This is a genomic window from Halomonas gemina, from assembly GCF_023554995.1.
Lineage (GTDB): Bacteria > Pseudomonadota > Gammaproteobacteria > Pseudomonadales > Halomonadaceae > Halomonas > Halomonas gemina.
Window position 1 is genome coordinate 182,563 of record NZ_JAMJPK010000002.1, and the last position, 16,918, is coordinate 199,480.

A 16,918-nucleotide genomic window follows, 5' to 3' on the forward strand; every position below is an offset into this window, starting at 1 on the left:
GAAGCACGGGGAACCTGAAGGGCGATTGCGAAGGGCCCGGTCGGGTTGCGGCAGGAAAATGCCGAGCTTGACAAATAAAAAAGTGGCCCTTTTTTTGGCAATCGCGCTATGCTGTTGACGGACAACCATCAGGCATGGCGCCTTAGCAAAAGGCATGACGACCCATGGAACTAAGAGAGTGGCTGATCATACTAGGGCTGGCGCTGGTGACGCTCATCGTCATCGATGGCGTGCGTCGCCTGCAGCGTCAGCGTCGTGTTCCACGTCTCGACCAGGTCTCGGACCAGGATGAGCGTGGCCCCGCGGGGAGCGACGAGGACCCTGAAGCCGCGGCCCGCGCGGCCGAAATCAACTGGGAGCTGCCCAACGGAGGGGCGCGGGTCGTCAGGCCGGCGGACGACCGGGGGGTACAACCCAAGCCCAAGCTGCAGCGCCAGGAGCACCCCGGCCCCTCGAGGGTGCTGGCGGAGTTTCGGCGCCATGCCGAGGGCCCCGAGGCATCGGGCCCCCGGCCGGCTAGTGCTCACGCCGAGCGTGGGCCGAACGTCGCCCGCCCCACCGCCGAGGCACGGGAGACCGTCCGGCCGGTGAGCCGTGACCCGGAGTTCAGGATGCATCGTGCTGAGTCAGAAGCCGCGTCCGGGCACGCCGATGGCCACATGGCCGACGACCGGGACCCGATGATGGATTCGGCCCGGGCGCACCTTGATGCCGACGAGCGCCGCGAGCCGGGACTCTCGAGCCTGGATGGCCTGGATGAGACGGCCACGGAGACCACGGCGTCGCACGACACACCCCCCCTGGCGGCCGATCCCGAGGATCACGACACCTACGCCGACGAGGAGCACTACCGCCTGGTGGACCTCGAGGGCATGGGCGACTCCTTCAAGAGCGGCTCGAAGCGGGTCGGCTCCTCCATGCAGCGCTTCGGGGCCTCCCTGCAGAAGAGTCTCGCCGAGCGGCGTGAGCACAAGCGCAGCGAGAAGGTTCGCCGTGAGCAGGAGCGTGCCGAGAAGGCCGCTCGGGAGGCGGCGCATCGCCAGCAGGCCGAGGACGAGCAGGCCGTCCGGGAGGCCGAACGGCGTCGTCTGGAGGCCGAGGCGGTCGCTTCTGCCGATGATGATGACCCGCTCTTCACCCCCTCCCATCACCAGCAACAGGCGTATGAGGAGGCCCCGGTCGAGGCCGCGATGGATGACGTGGCCCCGCGCGACGACGTCGTGCGCACCCACCCGGTGCTGGAAAGGGCCCTGCGCCACGACGTCAACGCCGAGCATGCCCGCGAGACCTTGAGCCAGGCCGACGAGATCATCGTCATCAGCGTGATCGCCCGGGACGAGGAGGGTTTCTCCGGTACGGCACTGCTCGACCTGATGCTGGCCTGCGGGCTGCGCTACGGCCGCGACATGGGCATCTTCCATCGCTTCGAGACCGAGGACCCCGAGAGCCGCCTGCAGTTCTCCATGGTCAACGTGGTCAAGCCGGGGACCTTTCCCATCGAGGCCATGGACGACTTCCGGACCCAGGGCATCACCCTGCTCATGCCGCTCCCGGGGGCCAGCGACACCGCGGCCGCCTTCGAGGCGATGGTCGAGACCGCCATGGTCATCGTCCGTCACCTCGGCGGCGAGCTGAAGGACGAGAATCAGAGCGTGATGACTGCCCAGACCGTGGAGTTCGCCCGCCAGCGGGTCCAGGAGTTCGAGCGACGCAATCGCCTCAACCGCTATCAGGTGAATTAGCGGCAAGCTCCAAGCTGTAAGCCGGACGACGACCCCCGTGAGCTGATCCCACGGGGGTCGTTGCTTTGGTAAGCTAGGCGACCATGCTGGCTTTGAGCCTTTGCAACCAGACAGGGACGCCATGACCCAAGCCGACCCGCAGATCCTCGACGAGGTGGCGCGCCTGCGTGCCGAGCTCGACGACGCCAACTACCGCTACTTTGTGCTCGATGAGCCGCGGCTCACCGATGCCGACTACGACCGCCGCCTACGCCGCCTGCAGGAGCTGGAGGAGGCCTATCCCGACCTGGTGACCCCCGACTCGCCGACCCAGCGGGTGGGAGCCGCGCCCGATGCCGGTTTCCCCGAGGTGCGGCACGCCGTGCCCATGCTCTCCCTGGACAACGCCTTCAGCGAGGAGGAGATCAAGGCCTTCGTCAGGCGTGTCGCCGACCGCCTGGAGGCCCATGGCGAACCGCTGGCCTTCTGCTGTGAGCCCAAGCTCGACGGGGCCGCTGTGTCGCTGGTCTATGAGCAGGGCATGCTGGTCAGTGGCGCTACCCGCGGCGACGGCCGCACCGGCGAGGGCATTACCTCCAACCTGCGCACCCTGCGCTCCATCCCCTTGAAACTGCGCGGCGACGCCCCGCCCGACCTGCTGGAGGTGCGCGGTGAGGTGATCATGAGCCATGAGGGCTTCGAGGCGTTGAACGAGCGGGCCCGGGAGTCGGACGACAAGGTGTTCGCCAATCCCCGCAACGCCGCCGCCGGCAGCCTGCGCCAGCTCGACCCCAGCGTCACCGCGACGCGCCCGCTGGAGTTCAGTGCCTATCAGGTGGCGCGCCTCGAGCCGGAGCGGGGCGACGCCAGCCACAGCCAGCTGATGGACCGGCTTGGCGAGTACGGCTTTCGCACCAGCCGGGAGCTGGCGGTGGTCGAGGGGGCCGAGGGGGTCATCGACTACTGCCGGCGGCTCGGCGACAAGCGCGACGGCCTGGGCTACGACATCGACGGGGTGGTGATCAAGGTCGATGACTTGCGCCTGCAGCGCGAGCTCGGCTTCGTGGCGCGCGCCCCGCGCTGGGCCATCGCCTTCAAGTTTCCCGCCCAGGAGGAGACCACCCGGCTCAACGACGTGGAGTTCCAGGTCGGCCGCACCGGGGCGATCACCCCGGTGGCGCGTCTCGAGCCGGTCTCGGTGGCCGGGGTCACCGTCTCCAACGCCACCCTGCACAATGCCGACGAGATCGCCCGGCTCGGCGTGATGATCGGCGATACCGTGGCGATCCGCCGTGCCGGCGACGTCATTCCCCAGGTGGTCCGGGTGCTGGAGGAGTACCGTCCGGCCGATGCGCGGGCGATCGTTTTCCCCGAGCACTGCCCGGCCTGTGGCTCGGACATCGAGCACCTGGAGGGCGAGGTGGTGGCGCGCTGCTCCGGGGGGCTCTACTGTCCCGCCCAGCGCAAGGAGGCCCTCAAGCACTTCGCCTCGCGCCGGGCGCTGGACATCGACGGCCTGGGCGAGAAGCTGATCGAGGCGCTGGTCGAGCGCGACTGGGTCACCACCCCGGCGGACCTCTTCCGGCTCGAGGCCGAGCGCCTCGCGACGCTTCCGCGCATGGGCAGGAAGTCCTCCGAGAACCTGGTGGCGGCGCTGGAGAAGGCCAAGCAGACGACGCTTGCCCGCTTCATCTATGCGCTCGGCATTCGCGAGGTGGGGGAGGCCACGGCCGCCAACCTGGCGCGCCATTTCGGCCGCCTGGAAGCGCTGATGGAGGCCGGCACCGAGGCGCTGGAGGCCGTGGAGGATGTGGGCCCGGTCGTCGCTGCCCATGTGCATACCTTCTTCCGCCAGCCCCACAACCGCGAGACCATCGACGACCTGATCGCCTGCGGGCTGAGCTGGGACGAGGAGGAGGTCGGCGAGCGCCCACAGCCGCTGGCCGGCCAGAGCTGGGTGCTCACCGGCACCCTGGAGAGCATGACCCGCGACGAGGGCAAGGCGCGACTCCAGGCCCTGGGGGCCAAGGTGGCGGGCAGCGTCTCCCGCAAGACCGCCTGCGTGGTGGCCGGCGAGGCCGCCGGCAGCAAGCTGGAGAAGGCCGAGCAGATGGGGGTGGAGGTCATCGACGAGGCCGGCTTCCTCGCGCGGCTGGCCGCCTGGGAAAAGGGAGAGACCGAAGCATGAACGGCGACCGCTTTGTCGAGGTGCCCTACCGCATGCTGCCGGGCGAGACCCTGGATGCCCTGCTGGAGGCCTTCGTCACCCGCCAGGGCTATGACACCACCGACACCGGCGAGGGCATGCGTGGCTGGGTGGCCCAGCTCAAGACCCAGCTCGAGCGCGGCGAGCTGCTGATCGCCCATGACCTTGAGACCGAGTCCACCGAGGTGATGACCCTGGCCCAGTGGCGCGCCTTCGGCCGCGACCTGGCCGACGACGAGGAAGAGGGGTAGGGCCCCCTCTACGCGCTGTTTCCGACGCCTCTGGCTGATGCTGATTCATGCCTCCCTCGTATCAGGTCGCGGATCAGGCGCCGCCCCGGGTGCAGATGGTCCGCCAGCGGCTGCTCCAGGGGCAGCGGCTCGTCGCAGATCTGTGATGCGAGAAGCTCCGCGCACAGCGGGGCGCTGGCCAGGCCGCGCGAGCCGTGGGCGGCGCTGATCCACAGGCCCCCATGGTGCTTGCCGGGCGTTTCGGGCACGCGGGTGGCGTCCCTGGCCAGTCCCGCGTAGTCGGCCTGCCAGGCCTCGGCGTCGGGCACCGGGCCGGCATAGGGAGACTTGTCGGGGCTGGCCGCCCGCACCGCCGTGCGACCCTCGAGACTCGCCGGGGCCAGCTCGACTCCGGCCTTTCGCAGGGCGCCCACGAAGGCGGGCAAGGTGCCCTCGAGCTCCGCCAGGTTGGCCGCGTGGTCGGCCGCGCGGACCCCGGTGTCCGCCTCGCGGGGCGCGAAGGTGGCACCGAAGGTGAGCACGCCGTCCAGCGCCGGCGACACATAGCCGCCCGCGCAGACGACCCGCTCGAGCCCGGGCGCACCCGGGGGCAGGGTGAGCCGGCTGACCTGGCCGCGCACCGGCTGCAGCGGCAGCCGCGCCGTCTGGGCGAAGCGGTTGGCCAGCGCCGCGGTGGCGATTACCACCTGGTCGGCGTCCAGCATCGAGCCATCGCCGAGGCTCAGGCGCCAGCCGTCCTGCCTGGCTTCCAGGCTCTCCACCTCGGCCTGCCGGAAGCCAACGCCGGGCGTCTCGGACAGCCGGGCGCAGAGGGCGGCCGGCCGCACCCAGCCCGCCTGGGGGTACTCCAGTCCGCCGTGGGCGATCGGCGTGCCGGCCAGCCGGGAGGCCTCATCCGCCGTCACACCCCGCACCACGTCCTCCGGCAGCGGGTGGTGGGCCAGGAAGCGTGCCTGACGGCCTCGCTCCTTCTCGCTGGTGGCCAATTGCAGCACGCCGCAGGGCGCCCAGAGTTCCCGCGCGGGGTCGAGGGTCTCGAGCCAGCGGCGGCTGTGCAGCAGGCCGACGAGGTAGACCCGGCTCTGGGGGTTGGTGTCGGCGGCGAGCTTGACGTAGAGCGCCCCCTGGGCGTTGCCGGAGCCGCCGCTGCCGGGCCCCTCACGGTCGATCAGGGTGACCGTCACGCCGCGCCTTGCCAGGGCGGCGGCGGTGCTGGCGCCGGCGATACCGGCGCCGATCACCGCCACATGGTGGGCGCGGCGCGGCGCCGGGGGCGAGAACCAGGGCGTGCGCTCGCGGCGACGATCCGCGGCGGGTTCGGCGATCTCGCCGGTGAGCATCTCGCGCTTGCGCCCGAAGCCCGGCACCTTGCGCCAGCGGAAGCCGGCGGCGGCCAGGCCACGCTTGACCACCCCGGCGCAGGTGAAGGTGGCCAGGGTCGCCCCGGGGCGCGAGCGGGCTGCCAGCGCCTCGAACAGTTCGGGTCGCCACATCTCGGGGTTCTTCGCGGGAGCGAAGCCATCGAGGAACCAGGCGTCCACCCGGCCGTCGAGCAGCGCGAGCCGCTCGACGGTGTCGCCGAGGTGCAGGTCCAGGGTGACACGCGCATCGAGCCATAGCCGGTGCACGCCGGCCACCGGCTCTGGCCACTGGGCGACCAGGCGCGCGGCCCGCGCGGCCAGGTCCGGCCAGGCGGAGAGCGCCCGGGCCAGGTCGTCTCGCTGCAGCGGGAACTTCTCGGTGGAGACCAGGTGGAGGCGCGCGACCGGTGGCGCATGGGCATCGAAGCAGGCCCAGGCACAGAGCATGTTGAGCCCGGTACCGAAACCCGTCTCGCCGATCACGAAGGGGCGCGACGCCTGCCAGCCGGCGAACCGCTCGGGCAGTCGGTTGGCGGCGATAAAGACGTGCTCTGTCTCGGCGCGGCCGTCATGGCGCGAGAAGTAGACATCATCGAAGGCGGTGGAGTGGGGCGCCTCCTCGCCGTTATCCTCCCGGCGCCACTCCAGGCGGGCGTTTTCCAGGCCGGACAGCGGGGGCAGGGCATCGGCGGCAGCGGTCACGGTGGGGCTCCGGGGCTGGGGTCTAGGGGCTGGGGGCGAGGAACGGGCTGGTCAGGATTTGATCGATCTCGTCGCGGCGGCCTGAGCTCCGGCCTGGCAAAAGGCGTCCGCGGCGTTTCAACAGACTTGTCCACAGCAGCTGTGGGAAACTCGCTGTGGACAGACGGGCGCCTGCTAGGGCAGGACCTTCTTGAAGGGCTTCACGCTGGCCTTGGCATAGACGCCGGCGATCATGTAGGGGTCGGCATCGGCCCAGGCCTGGGCGCTCTCCAGGTCCTCGAACTCGGCGACCACCAGGCTGCCGGTGAAGCCGGCCTCGCCCGGGTCCTCGCTGTCGATGGCGGGATGAGGGCCGGCCAGCACCAGGCGGCCCTCGTCGCGCAGCGCCTCGAGGCGGGCCACGTGGTCGGGGCGGGCGGCCAGCCGCCGCTCCAGGCTGTTGTTCACATCTTCACTGATGATGGCGTAGAGCATCTCGGGTCTTCCTCGGTGGTGGGCGGCTCGCGCCGGCATTGACCGTCACCGGTCGGGCACGCAACATGGAAGGATATTCTGACAAAGTCGCTTGCCGCCGTCATGCCCATGCCAGCACTTCCCGTGCGCTTCGAGGGCGAGCCCCTCACCATCGACCTGCATATGCACTCCACGGCCTCGGACGGCACCCTGCCGCCGGCCGAGGTGGTGGCGCTGTGCCGGGCCCGGGGGCTGACCCACATGGCGCTCACCGACCATGACACCATGGACGGCATCGCCGAGGCGCAGGCGGCCGCGCGCCGCGAGGGGATCAGGCTGATCCCCGGTACCGAGCTCTCCACCCAGTGGCGCGGCATCAACATCCACGTGGTGGGATTGCTGCCCGAGGGGCCCCGGGGCGACCTGGTGGCCGGGCTCGCCGCCCAGGCCCAGGCCCGGGAGCGCCGTTCGCTGAAGATCGCCGAGCGCATGGAGAAGGTCGGACTCCCCGATGCCCTGGCGAGGGCTCGTGAGCAGGCCGGATCACAGCGCCCGCTGGGCCGGCCGGACTTCGCCCGGGCGCTGGTCGCGGCGGGGCTGGTGCCCGATATCGGCACCGCCTTCAAGAAGCACCTGGGCAACGGCAAGGCCGGCGACGTCAAGGCCCACTGGCCCTTCCTCTCCGCGGCGGTGGCTTGGATCCTCGACGCCGGCGGCGTCGCGGTGCTGGCCCACCCGCTGCGCCACGGCCTGACCCGGCGCAAGCGCGGCCTGCTGCTCGACGACCTCGCCGCCGCCGGGGGCCAGGCCGCCGAGCTGGTCAGCGGCTTCCAGAATGCCGATGAGACCCGCGACCTGGCGCGCCAGCTCCAGGAGCGCGGCCTCTACGGCTCGGTGGGCAGCGACTTCCACTTCCCCGGCGGCCACCTGGCGCCGGGCAGCATGAGCCCGGTGCCGCGTACCGCTACGCCACCGGTGTGGACCCACCCGCGTCTGGCCGGCCTCGCCGCCCCGACGGCCGCCTGAGGCCGGGATGCAGGACCGCGACGCGCTATAGTGACAGAAACCTTCTACCGGCCACCGAACAGGGAGCTCGCATGAGCCAGTTCTTCCATATCCACCCGGACAACCCCCAGAAGCGCCTGATCGACCAGGCGACCCAGATCATCCGTGATGGCGGCGTGGTCGCCTACCCGACCGATTCCGGCTATGCCCTGGGCTGCCACCTGGGCGACAAGAAGGCCATCGAGAAGATCAAGTGGCTGCGCTCGCTGGACGACAAGCACAATTTTACCCTGGTCTGCTCCGATCTCTCCCAGATCGGTACCTATGCCAAGGTGGACAACGACGTCTTCCGCTTGCTCAAGGCCCACACCCCGGGGGCCTATACGTTCATCCTGGATGCCACCAGCGAGGTGCCGCGGCTGCTGCTCCACCCCAAGCGCCGCTCCATCGGCGTGCGCGTGCCGGACCATGCCATCACCCGGGCACTGCTCGCCGCCCTGGGCGAGCCGCTGATGAGCGTGACCCTGATCCCGGTCGGCGAGGAGCTGCCGATGACCGACGCCGAGGAGATCCGCGAGCGTTTCGGGGCCCACCTCGACCTGATCATCGACGGCGGCGCCTGCCACCTCGACGCCACCAGCGTGATCGATCTGCGCGACCTGCCGCCGAAGATCGTCCGCGAGGGCCGTGGCGACCTCACTCCCTTCCAGGCCTGACCCCTGCCCGCCGCCGGCTCAGTGGGCCGGCGGCTCTTGCTCAGCGTCCTTCTCGTCGCCGCCGTGTTCGCGCCACCAGGCCTCCTGTTGCTCTTCGGTCAGGTGCGGGTCGGGGGAGTTCTCGTCCAGCCAGGTACCGCACAGCAGGCAGTACTTGGCGCGCTGCTCGTGGCGGTCGTGGCCGCAGCCGGGGCAGGCCTCGTCGGAATAGCGGTCGGCGCGGATCGAGCGGATCACCTCGGCCGAGAAGACCCCGGTGGGCACGGCGATGATCGAGTAGCCAATCAGCATCACCATCACCGAGATCGCCTGGCCCAGCGGCGTCACCGGCACGATGTCGCCGTAGCCCACCGTGGTGAGGGTGACGATCGCCCAGTAGATCGCCGTGGGAATGCTGGAGAAGCCCGCCTCGGCGGGCTCGATCAGGTAGACGATCGAGGCGAAGATCGACACCAGCATGAAGACGGTGAACAGGAACAGGAATATCTGGTGGCTGCTGCGCCTCAGCGCGCCCACCAGCAGCCGTCCCTCGCCGACGAACTCCATCAGGCGCAGCACGCGGAAGATGCGCAGGGTGCGCAGCAGGCGCACCATTACCAGGGTCTGGGCGCCGGGCACGATCAGCGTCAGCCAGGTGGGCAGGATGGCGATCAGGTCGACGATCCCGTAGAAGCTCTTGAGGTACATCCAGGGGCGTTCGAGGCAGTAGAGGCGTACCGCCAGCTCCAGGGTGAAGGCGAGGGTGAAGCCCCACTCCAGCCAGAAGAACAGGGTGCCGTAGTCGGCGCGCAGGCTCTCGATGCTCTCCAGCATCACCACCAGCACGCTGGCGAGTATCGCCACGATCAGGGCGATGTCGAAGCCCTTGGCCAGCGGGGTGTCGGACTCGAAGATGATCTGGAAGACCCGGGTGCGCAGGCCTTCGCCGGCGGGCTTGGGGAGGTGGTTCACGGGGTTCGTCCTTGTGGTGGCCGAGGCCGGTCAGGCCAGGTCAACGTCGCCGGGGAGCCGGCGGGCCAGCCGCAGCATCCGGCGGCCGAAGGCCGGGGTCAGCCAGGCCTCGGCGTCCAGCGCCTCGGCGAGGACGCGGGCGTCGTCGCGCAGAGCCTCCTCGGCGAGGGCATCATCGCCCGGTTCGGCCAGGCGTTGGAAGGCCCGGTGCGCCGCGTCGCGCCAGGCCGGCTGGCCGGTATCGGCCAGGGCATCTAGCGCCACGATGGCGCGATGTAGCCAGGTAGCGGGGCCGCTGCCCTCGGGCAGCGTCCAGCCGCCGCCGAGCAGCGCCCCGCCGCGGGCCGCCTTGCTGGTGTCCGAGGGGCGCAGCGCCACGCCTTCGGCCAGCGTCTCGGCCAGCAACCACAGCGCCGCCGGCTCGCCCGCCTTGAGCTCCAGCTCCAGTTCGCGGATCGCCACTATCTCGCCGCCTGCGCGAATCTCGCCCAGGTCCAAGGCCAGCTCGAGGGTCACGCCGTCCTCCTCGAGCCACCAGGTCTCGCGCTCGAAGTCGGTGGCAAAGCGTGGCACCAGGCGCTCGAGCAGGCCCGGGTCGCGCTCGGCCATGGGGGGCAGGGCGGCCAGCCCGGCGAGGTCGAGCCCCGGGCCCGGGACCTCCCACTCCCACTCGCCGCGGGTCGAGAGGCCGCCGCCGCCCTGGCCACGGGTCTTGAGGGTCTGCAGCAGGCGCTCGCCGTCCCGGCGCAGGCGCAGCGCCATGCGCGCCTGCTCCAGGTCGCCCTCGGGGGTGTCGTAGTAGGTATTTCCCAGGCGGTTGCGCGCGGGGACCAGGCCTGCCAGGCGGGGGTGGCGGCGCAGGGCCTCTGGCGCCTCGGCCCCCAGGGCCAGCTTGAGCTCGATCTCGTCTGCCATCTGGGCGCTACCTCGGTTTGATGAATAATGGATGATTTTTTCATGACGGTGACGGTGTCAGTCACTATACTGACGCCGCCATTTTCCAGGTTCACAGATGCCCCATGGTGACATCCAACCCCTTCTCCGCGATGTTCGGCCGCTCGCCATTCCATCCGCTGCTGGACCATATCGTCAAGGCCAACGAGTGTGCCGACGAGCTGCTGCCCTTCTTCGAGGCTTCCCTCGTGGGCGACTGGGACACCGCCGCCCAGCATCGCGAGACCATCACCCGCCTCGAGCATGAGGCCGACGAGCTCAAGACCGACCTGCGCCTCAACCTGCCCAACACCATGTTCCTGCCGGTGTCGCGCTCCGACCTGCTCGACCTGATCAGCGTCCAGGACAAGATCGCCAACAAGGTCCGCGACATCACCGGCATCATGCTGGGGCGCAGGATGCAGATGCCCCAGGAGCTGGCCCAGCCGATGCGCGACTACATGCGCACCGCGGTGGCCTGCGTGGCCCAGGCACGCCACGCCCTGGAGGAGCTCAAGGACCTGCTCGAGTCGGGCTTCGGCCGCAACGTCTCCGACGTGATGCAGAAGATGATCCGCGAGCTGCACGTGCTCGAGCAGCAGGCCGACGGCCAGCAGGTGGCCATCCGCCGCCAGCTCTTCGAACTGGAGGACCGCCTGCCCCCGGTGGACGTGATGTTCCTCTACAAGATCATCGACTGGGTGGGCGAGCTCTCCGACCGTGCCGAGCGCGTCGGCAGCCGCCTGCAGATCATGACGGCCAACTGAATACCGCGGCCCCGGCGATCCCGGGGCCGCCTCGTGTCGACCTCCTTCAGACCGCAACAAGGGAACCCTCCCTATGTCGATCATTGCGCAGCACGGTGAGATCTTCATCATTCTCGCCTGTCTCTTCGGCTTCTTCATGGCCTGGGGCGTCGGGGCCAACGACGTGGCCAACGCCATGGGTACCTCGGTGGGCTCACGGGCCATCACCATCAAGCAGGCGATCATCATCGCCGTGATCTTCGAGTTCCTCGGTGCCTGGCTGGCCGGCGGCGAGGTCACCGACACCATCCGCAAGGGCATCATCGACCCCGAGCTGCTGCAGGAGGACCCCCAGCTGCTGGTCTATGGCATGCTCGCGGCGCTGCTGGCGGCGGGAACCTGGCTGCTGATCGCCTCGGCCAAGGGTTGGCCGGTCTCGACCACGCACTCCATCGTCGGCGCCATCGTCGGCTTCGGTGCGGCCGGCCTGGGTGCGGGCGCGGTGGACTGGGGTGCGGTGGCCCAGATCGCCGCCAGCTGGGTGGTCTCGCCGCTGCTCGCCGGCTCGATCGCCTTCATGATCTTCAAGTCGGTGCAGCACATGATCTTCGAGGCCCACGACCCCTTCGCCGCGGCCAAGCGCTACGTGCCCATGTACGTCTTCCTGGTCGGGTTCATCGTCGCCATGGTGACCCTCACCAAGGGGCTTAAGCACGTCGGCCTCGACCTCGACTTCGGCGCCAGCCTGGTGGTGGCACTGATCTTCGGTGCCCTCTGTCTGTTGCTGGCAATCCTGCGCGAGCGCCGGATCAGCAAGATCAGGCGCAAGACCGACCAGTTCGGCTTCGGCAGCGTCGAGCAGGTCTTCGGCGTGCTGATGATCTTCACCGCCTGCGCCATGGCTTTCGCCCACGGCTCCAACGACGTGGCCAATGCCGTGGGGCCGCTGGCGGCGGTGATCAGCGTGGTCCAGACCGGCGGCGACGTGGAAGGCGCGGCCCTGGTGCCCTGGTGGGTACTGGTGCTGGGCGGCGGCGGCATCGTCGTCGGCCTGGTCACCTACGGCCACAAGGTGATCGCCACCGTGGGCACCGGCATCACCGAGCTCACCCCGAGCCGCGGCTTCGCCGCCACCCTGTCCGCCGCCACCACTGTGGTGCTGGCCTCGGGCACCGGCCTGCCGATCTCCACCACCCATACCCTGGTGGGGGCGGTGCTGGGCGTGGGCCTGGCCCGCGGCATCGCGGCGCTCAACCTGCGGGTCATCGGCACCATCATCATGTCATGGCTGATCACCCTGCCGGCCGGCGCCGGCCTTGCGATCCTCTTCTTCTTCACCTTCAAGGGCATGTTTGGTTAAGCGCCAAGCACCGAGCTACAAGCGCCGAGCTACAAGAAAACCCGTAGGCTGAGGCCTTCGGGTTTTCTTTTGCGGCGGTTGATCTCATGCTGCTGCTTGGCTGCTTGGCTGCTTGGCTGCTTGGCTGCTTGGCTGCTTGGCTGCTTGGCTGCTTGGCTGCTTGGCTGCTTGCAGCTGACCGGTGCCGCCGTTTTCGTCGCTCTGATATAGTAGCCATCGACTCCTTCCTTCGTTCACCTGCTGCCGGAGTGCGGCCTTGGATACTCGTTTCCCCTTCGTCGACTGGTTCCGCAATTCCTCCCCCTATATCAATGCCCACCGCGGGCGCACCTTCGTGATCCTGATCGAGGGCGAGGCCATGGCCAGCGGGCGAGGAGAGCAGCTGGTCCAGGACCTGGCGCTGCTGCACACCCTGGGCGTGCGGCTGGTGGTGGTGTTCGGCATCCGGCCCCAGGTGCAGCAGGCCCTGGACGAGGCGAGCATCGCACCCAGGCGCCACCAGGGACGTTGGGTGGCCGACGAGGCGATCATGGCGCGGGTCGAGCGCATCGCCGCCGAGCAGCGGCTGTGGCTGGAGGCGCGGCTCTCCCCGGGGCTGCCCAACACGCCGCTGCACGGCATCGAGATGACCGTGGTCTCCGGCAACCTGGTGATGGCCAAGCCGCTGGGCGTGCGCGAGGGCGTCGACTTCGACCACAGCGGCGAGGTGCGTCGGGTGCGGGCGCAGGCCATCGAGGGGCTGCTCGAACGCGGCTCGCTGGTGGTGCTGCCGCCGCTGGGCTTCTCCAGCACCGGCGAGGTCTTCGACCTGGACGCCGCCGAGGTGGCCCGCCACGCCGCCACGGCGCTCGGCGCCGACAAGCTGATCCTGCTCGGCGAGGCCAGCGGGCTTTACGACCGCAGCGGCCAGCTGCAGCGCCAGCTGACCCCGCGGCAGGCAGAGCCGCTGCTCCGCCAGGCCGACCCGGCCAGCGAACTGGCCCGGCACCTCGGGGCGGCCTGTGCCGCCGCGCGACATGGCGTGGCCCGCACCCACCTGCTCTCCTGGCACGACCATGACGCCCTGCTCGGCGAGCTGTTCACCCGCGACGGCGTGGGCACCATGATCACCGAGCATCGCTACGAGCAGCTGCGTGCCGCCGAGCTCGGCGACATCGGCGGCCTGCTCGAGCTGCTCGATCCGCTCGAGCGGCGCGGCATGCTGGTGCCGCGCTCCCGGGAGCGGCTGGAGTACGAGATCGACGACTACCAGGTGATCGAGCGCGACGGCATGATCATCGGCTGCGCCGCCCTGCACACCTTCGGCGAGGCCACGATGGGGGAGCTGGCCTGCGTGGCGGTCCATGACGACTACCGGGGCGGCGCGCGCGGCGAGCTGCTGCTCGCCGAGATCGAACGGCGAGCGCGCCGCCTGGGGCTCTCGGCGCTGTTCGCCCTGACCACCCATACTACCCACTGGTTCTTCGAGCACGGCTTCCGCCTGGCCGGCATCGAGGCCCTGCCGCCACTGCGCCGCGACACCTACAACCATGCGCGCAAGTCCAAGATCCTGGTCAAGGCCCTCGCCTGAGGGGCACGCTGTCGCCGTGAGGCGTCGCCGGGACTTCCGGCGTCGCCATCTGGATACGTTCTAACTTTCTGAAAATAAACGTTATACCAGAAAACGTCCGAAAGGCGTCGTCATCTGGCGACGAAAATCCCGCCATTCCCCCTGCCGCTTGGCCACTCCGCAGGCCCCTGTCTGCCTGATCCCCTTTTTGTGTTTTTTAATAAATTGATTTTAAAGGAAGAATGCATTTCCTGGCACGCCGTTGGCAACAGTCAGGGCGAGCAAGGGAAAACGGTTCATACGGCTTGAACCGTTTCCCGGTCGCCGAAGGGAGGCGGGCCATCACTGCCCTGTGCTCCCGCTCCCCGAGGCGGCCAGTGTCTGCTCCAAGCGATGTGTGACTTTAGGTTGCGATGAGACGGTACCGCCGCCAGGCAAGGATCGGTATCGAGAGGGCAAGGACGCCCTGGCATGGATGCCTCTCCCCCGAACCGGGGGATCGAATCGCGCAGCATCGCCGTCGGCCTTCTGCCGAGGCGGTGGTGCCAGGAACGGAGCAGGGCGGCGCGCCACGCGATGGCTCGCCACCCGCATGAGGACGACCAGCCCCTGGTGGCAGATGGCGCCTCATGGCTTCGGGGCCTCCCCGGCCCATGGACATTCGGGCAATGGACGGACCAGGTCGTCGATTGAGCGAATGTTCGGACCCTTCAGTTCCCTGCGTATTGGGCCGGCTCTGCCGGCCTTTTTTTTTCCTTGCGGGAGGTTTGCTGCGAGGTTGCGCCGATTGGCCGCGGGGCGCTCGGCTGAACTCTGGTATCCTTGGGGATGGACGATGCTGGTTCCCGTTACCCTCCTGCAAAGAATGCTGTCCATGACCTCAGCCGTTACGCGCCGCTGGCGGCCGCGCTCGCTGTTGCAGCTGGTGCTGCTGGCCTTCCTGGTAGTGATGCTGCCGCTGGCCGTGCTGATGATCCAGGCCGGCCAGGCCCTCTCCGAGCTGTCGCGCCTGGCCGATGTCAGTGCCCGCCAGGCGGTGGAGGAGACCCGGCGCGCCCGCTCGCTGGGTGCCCTGGCGCTGGAGATGGAGCGTGGCGCCCGCCAGTATGCCGTGGTCGAGCAGGAGAGCCTGCTGCAGATCTTCGACGAGCGTCTCACGGAGTTCCGCGAGTTGCTGGCCCAGCAGCGCCAGCTGCTGCCCGATGATCCCGATGTGGCGGCGCTGGAGGAGGCGCTCGACGACCTCGCCGAGCTGCCCGACCTGCCGCTCGAGGAGTTCACCGCCCGGCTCTCCGACTTCCTGCCCTTCGCCCAGCACACCGAGGCGATGCGCCGCGCCACCAACCAGCGCATCGACGAGCGCATCGAGGGCATTCGCGCCCGTGCCGAGGCCGTGCAGGTGCGCCTCTGGTGGCAGACCGCGGCGCTGGTCTCGGCGAGCCTGGTGCTGATGTTGCTGTTCACCCGGCTGATCATCCATCCGATCCGCCAGCTCGAGCGGCGCATCCTGGGGATCGGCAGCGTGGGCGGCGACAGGGGGCAGAAGCCGCGGCCCTTCAAGGGCCCCGCGGAGCTGGTGACCCTGGATGAGCGGCTGGACTGGCTGGCCTCGCGACTAGACGAGCTGGAGGCCCAGAAGCAGCAGTTCCTGCGCCACATGTCCCACGAGCTCAAGACCCCGCTGGCCAGCGTGCGCGAGGGGTCGTCGCTGCTCGCCGACGGCGTGGCCGGCGAGGTCACCCCGCGCCAGCGCGAGATCCTCGACCTGATCGATGCCAGCGGTCGCGAGCTGCAGCAGCTGATCGAGCAGCTGCTCGACTACAATTTGCTCCAGCACAACCGCCAGCTCGACATCGAGCGGCTGGATGTCGCCACCGTGGCCAAGGAGGTGCTGGCCAAGCACCGCCTGGCCCTGGACAACAAGGAGATGCGGGTCAGCTGCTTCGATGGCCCCCTGGCCTGGGCGCTCGACCGCACCGCCACGGCCCGGGTCCTCGACAATCTGGTCTCCAATGCCGTCGCCTATGGCGAGGACGGCGGTGAGCTGGAGATCCGTGCCCGACCGCTGCGCGACCGGCTGGTGATAGAGGTCGCCAACAGCGGCGAGCCGATCGCCGAGGAGGATCGCGAGCGGCTCTTCGAGGCCTTCTTCCAGGGCAGCGTTCGCCGCAAGGGGCCGCTCAAGGGCTCCGGAATCGGCCTCTCGGTGGCCGCCGACTGTGCCCGCCTCCAGCATGGCAGCCTGGAGCTCGTGGACGATGCCCGGCTGGCGGTGTGCTTTCGCCTGACCCTGCCGCGGCAGGTTCCGGCGCCCGAACAGGACCATGAACCCCCGACGCTCGCCATGGCGGGCACCGACTCGAGGAGTGACACCCCATGACCGCGCGCCCCTGGCTCCTGTGCCTGGCCACGGCCTGGCTGGCCGGCTGCCAGTATCTGCCCGAGCAGCTGCAGTCGCCCTCCGGCCCCTCGCCCCTCCAGAGCCCTTCCACCGGGTCGGCGTTCTGCCATGCCGAGTTGCCGGACTTCGACAACCCTCCCTGCCTGCTCGACGACTGGACGGCCTTCGGCCTTGCCTCCCAGCGCGGCGACCGGGTGTGGCGCGAGGCCACCCTGACGCGCCTCGGCGGCGAAACCACCGAGCGTCGCCTGGCCCGGGCCGTACTGCTCGCCTGGGGCGACGAGCAGCAGTGGGACCGCGCCTCGGAGCTCTACAAGGCCGAGCTGCACGGGGCGCCGCCCGAGCTGCAGCCGCTGCTGCGCTACTGGCTCAACGAGCTGGAGGGGCGTCGTAGCCTGGCCGGCCAGCTGGCCGAGAGCCGGGGCGCGCACCAGGCCGCCGTGGAGGAGAAGGAGGTCCTCACCGAGGAGCTCGAGGCCATGGCCGAGAAGCTCGAGCAGCTCACCGCCATCGAACAGAGCATCAATCTGCGACAGCAAGCAGAGTGAATGAACCGGGAGAGA

The 16,918-nt window shown here is 69.5% G+C and carries 14 protein-coding genes; 10 read left to right on the forward strand and 4 right to left on the reverse strand.

Going from position 1 to position 16,918, the window contains the following annotated elements:
• Positions 1-164 precede the first annotated feature (164 nt).
• The 3 genes from zipA (at position 165) to M8009_RS04910 (ending at position 4,178) form a co-directional block, all read left to right on the forward strand.
• Complete coding sequence (gene zipA / locus M8009_RS04900) at positions 165-1,742, forward strand: cell division protein ZipA (RefSeq protein ID WP_250059641.1); 1,578 nt, start codon at positions 165-167, stop codon at positions 1,740-1,742.
• A gap of 121 nt (positions 1,743-1,863) precedes the next feature.
• Positions 1,864-3,909: an NAD-dependent DNA ligase LigA gene (ligA, locus tag M8009_RS04905; protein WP_250059642.1), complete on the forward strand. Its 2,046-nt coding sequence runs from the start codon at positions 1,864-1,866 to the stop codon at positions 3,907-3,909.
• Complete coding sequence (locus M8009_RS04910; RefSeq protein ID WP_250059643.1) at positions 3,906-4,178, forward strand: YheU family protein; 273 nt, start codon at positions 3,906-3,908, stop codon at positions 4,176-4,178. Before ligA ends, M8009_RS04910 begins: the two co-directional genes overlap by 4 nt.
• 8 nt (positions 4,179-4,186) lie before the next feature.
• On the opposite strand, the gene mnmC is transcribed toward M8009_RS04910, so the two are convergent.
• The gene (gene mnmC, locus M8009_RS04915) at positions 4,187-6,241 is read right to left on the reverse strand and encodes a bifunctional tRNA (5-methylaminomethyl-2-thiouridine)(34)-methyltransferase MnmC2/FAD-dependent 5-carboxymethylaminomethyl-2-thiouridine(34) oxidoreductase MnmC1 (RefSeq protein ID WP_250059644.1); all 2,055 of its coding nucleotides are present in this window, start codon (positions 6,239-6,241) and stop codon (positions 4,187-4,189) included.
• A 174-nt stretch (positions 6,242-6,415) separates the two neighbouring features.
• The gene (locus M8009_RS04920) at positions 6,416-6,715 is read right to left on the reverse strand and encodes a YciI family protein (protein WP_250059645.1); all 300 of its coding nucleotides are present in this window, start codon (positions 6,713-6,715) and stop codon (positions 6,416-6,418) included.
• 102 nt (positions 6,716-6,817) lie between these two features.
• Between M8009_RS04920 and M8009_RS04925 the strand changes: the two genes are divergently transcribed.
• Both M8009_RS04925 and M8009_RS04930 read left to right on the forward strand, forming a co-directional pair.
• Positions 6,818-7,720, forward strand: coding sequence for a PHP domain-containing protein (locus M8009_RS04925; RefSeq protein ID WP_250059646.1), 903 nt, complete (start codon positions 6,818-6,820; stop codon positions 7,718-7,720).
• 71 nt (positions 7,721-7,791) lie between these two features.
• The gene (locus M8009_RS04930) at positions 7,792-8,415 is read left to right on the forward strand and encodes an L-threonylcarbamoyladenylate synthase (protein WP_250059647.1); all 624 of its coding nucleotides are present in this window, start codon (positions 7,792-7,794) and stop codon (positions 8,413-8,415) included.
• An 18-nt stretch (positions 8,416-8,433) separates the two neighbouring features.
• On the opposite strand, the gene M8009_RS04935 is transcribed toward M8009_RS04930, so the two are convergent.
• On the reverse strand, positions 8,434-9,366 hold the full coding sequence (locus M8009_RS04935; RefSeq protein ID WP_250059648.1) for an ion transporter: 933 nt from the start codon (positions 9,364-9,366) through the stop codon (positions 8,434-8,436).
• A 30-nt stretch (positions 9,367-9,396) separates the two neighbouring features.
• Entirely contained in the window at positions 9,397-10,281 is an 885-nt protein-coding gene (locus M8009_RS04940) for a CYTH domain-containing protein (protein ID WP_250059649.1), read from the reverse strand.
• Positions 10,282-10,385: 104 nt separating this feature from the next.
• Between M8009_RS04940 and M8009_RS04945 the strand changes: the two genes are divergently transcribed.
• From M8009_RS04945 to M8009_RS04965, 5 genes are all read left to right on the forward strand, one after another.
• The gene (locus M8009_RS04945; protein ID WP_250059650.1) at positions 10,386-11,066 is read left to right on the forward strand and encodes a TIGR00153 family protein; all 681 of its coding nucleotides are present in this window, start codon (positions 10,386-10,388) and stop codon (positions 11,064-11,066) included.
• Positions 11,067-11,139: 73 nt separating this feature from the next.
• Positions 11,140-12,405, forward strand: a complete 1,266-nt coding sequence (locus M8009_RS04950) for an inorganic phosphate transporter (RefSeq protein WP_250059651.1) — start codon at positions 11,140-11,142, stop codon at positions 12,403-12,405.
• 256 nt (positions 12,406-12,661) lie between these two features.
• Positions 12,662-13,975, forward strand: coding sequence for an amino-acid N-acetyltransferase (gene argA, locus M8009_RS04955; protein ID WP_250059652.1), 1,314 nt, complete (start codon positions 12,662-12,664; stop codon positions 13,973-13,975).
• A gap of 853 nt (positions 13,976-14,828) precedes the next feature.
• Positions 14,829-16,334 (forward strand): sensor histidine kinase, encoded by a 1,506-nt coding sequence (locus tag M8009_RS04960; protein WP_250059653.1) that lies wholly within the window; start codon positions 14,829-14,831, stop codon positions 16,332-16,334.
• Positions 16,331-16,903, forward strand: coding sequence for a hypothetical protein (locus M8009_RS04965; protein WP_250059654.1), 573 nt, complete (start codon positions 16,331-16,333; stop codon positions 16,901-16,903). Before M8009_RS04960 ends, M8009_RS04965 begins: the two co-directional genes overlap by 4 nt.
• Positions 16,904-16,918 lie beyond the last annotated feature (15 nt).

What these genes read in the sequence shown, in the direction of transcription:
- zipA (WP_250059641.1), top strand. Translation starts at nt 165, where the DNA reads ATGGAACTAAGAGAGTGGCTGATCATACTAGGGCTGGCGCTGGTGACG.
- ligA (WP_250059642.1), top strand. Translation starts at nt 1,864, where the DNA reads ATGACCCAAGCCGACCCGCAGATCCTCGACGAGGTGGCGCGCCTGCGT.
- M8009_RS04910 (WP_250059643.1), top strand. Translation starts at nt 3,906, where the DNA reads ATGAACGGCGACCGCTTTGTCGAGGTGCCCTACCGCATGCTGCCGGGC.
- M8009_RS04920 (WP_250059645.1), bottom strand. Translation starts at nt 6,715, where the DNA reads ATGCTCTACGCCATCATCAGTGAAGATGTGAACAACAGCCTGGAGCGG.
- M8009_RS04925 (WP_250059646.1), top strand. Translation starts at nt 6,818, where the DNA reads ATGCCCATGCCAGCACTTCCCGTGCGCTTCGAGGGCGAGCCCCTCACC.
- M8009_RS04930 (WP_250059647.1), top strand. Translation starts at nt 7,792, where the DNA reads ATGAGCCAGTTCTTCCATATCCACCCGGACAACCCCCAGAAGCGCCTG.
- M8009_RS04940 (WP_250059649.1), bottom strand. Translation starts at nt 10,281, where the DNA reads ATGGCAGACGAGATCGAGCTCAAGCTGGCCCTGGGGGCCGAGGCGCCA.
- M8009_RS04945 (WP_250059650.1), top strand. Translation starts at nt 10,386, where the DNA reads ATGGTGACATCCAACCCCTTCTCCGCGATGTTCGGCCGCTCGCCATTC.
- M8009_RS04950 (WP_250059651.1), top strand. Translation starts at nt 11,140, where the DNA reads ATGTCGATCATTGCGCAGCACGGTGAGATCTTCATCATTCTCGCCTGT.
- M8009_RS04960 (WP_250059653.1), top strand. Translation starts at nt 14,829, where the DNA reads ATGACCTCAGCCGTTACGCGCCGCTGGCGGCCGCGCTCGCTGTTGCAG.
- M8009_RS04965 (WP_250059654.1), top strand. Translation starts at nt 16,331, where the DNA reads ATGACCGCGCGCCCCTGGCTCCTGTGCCTGGCCACGGCCTGGCTGGCC.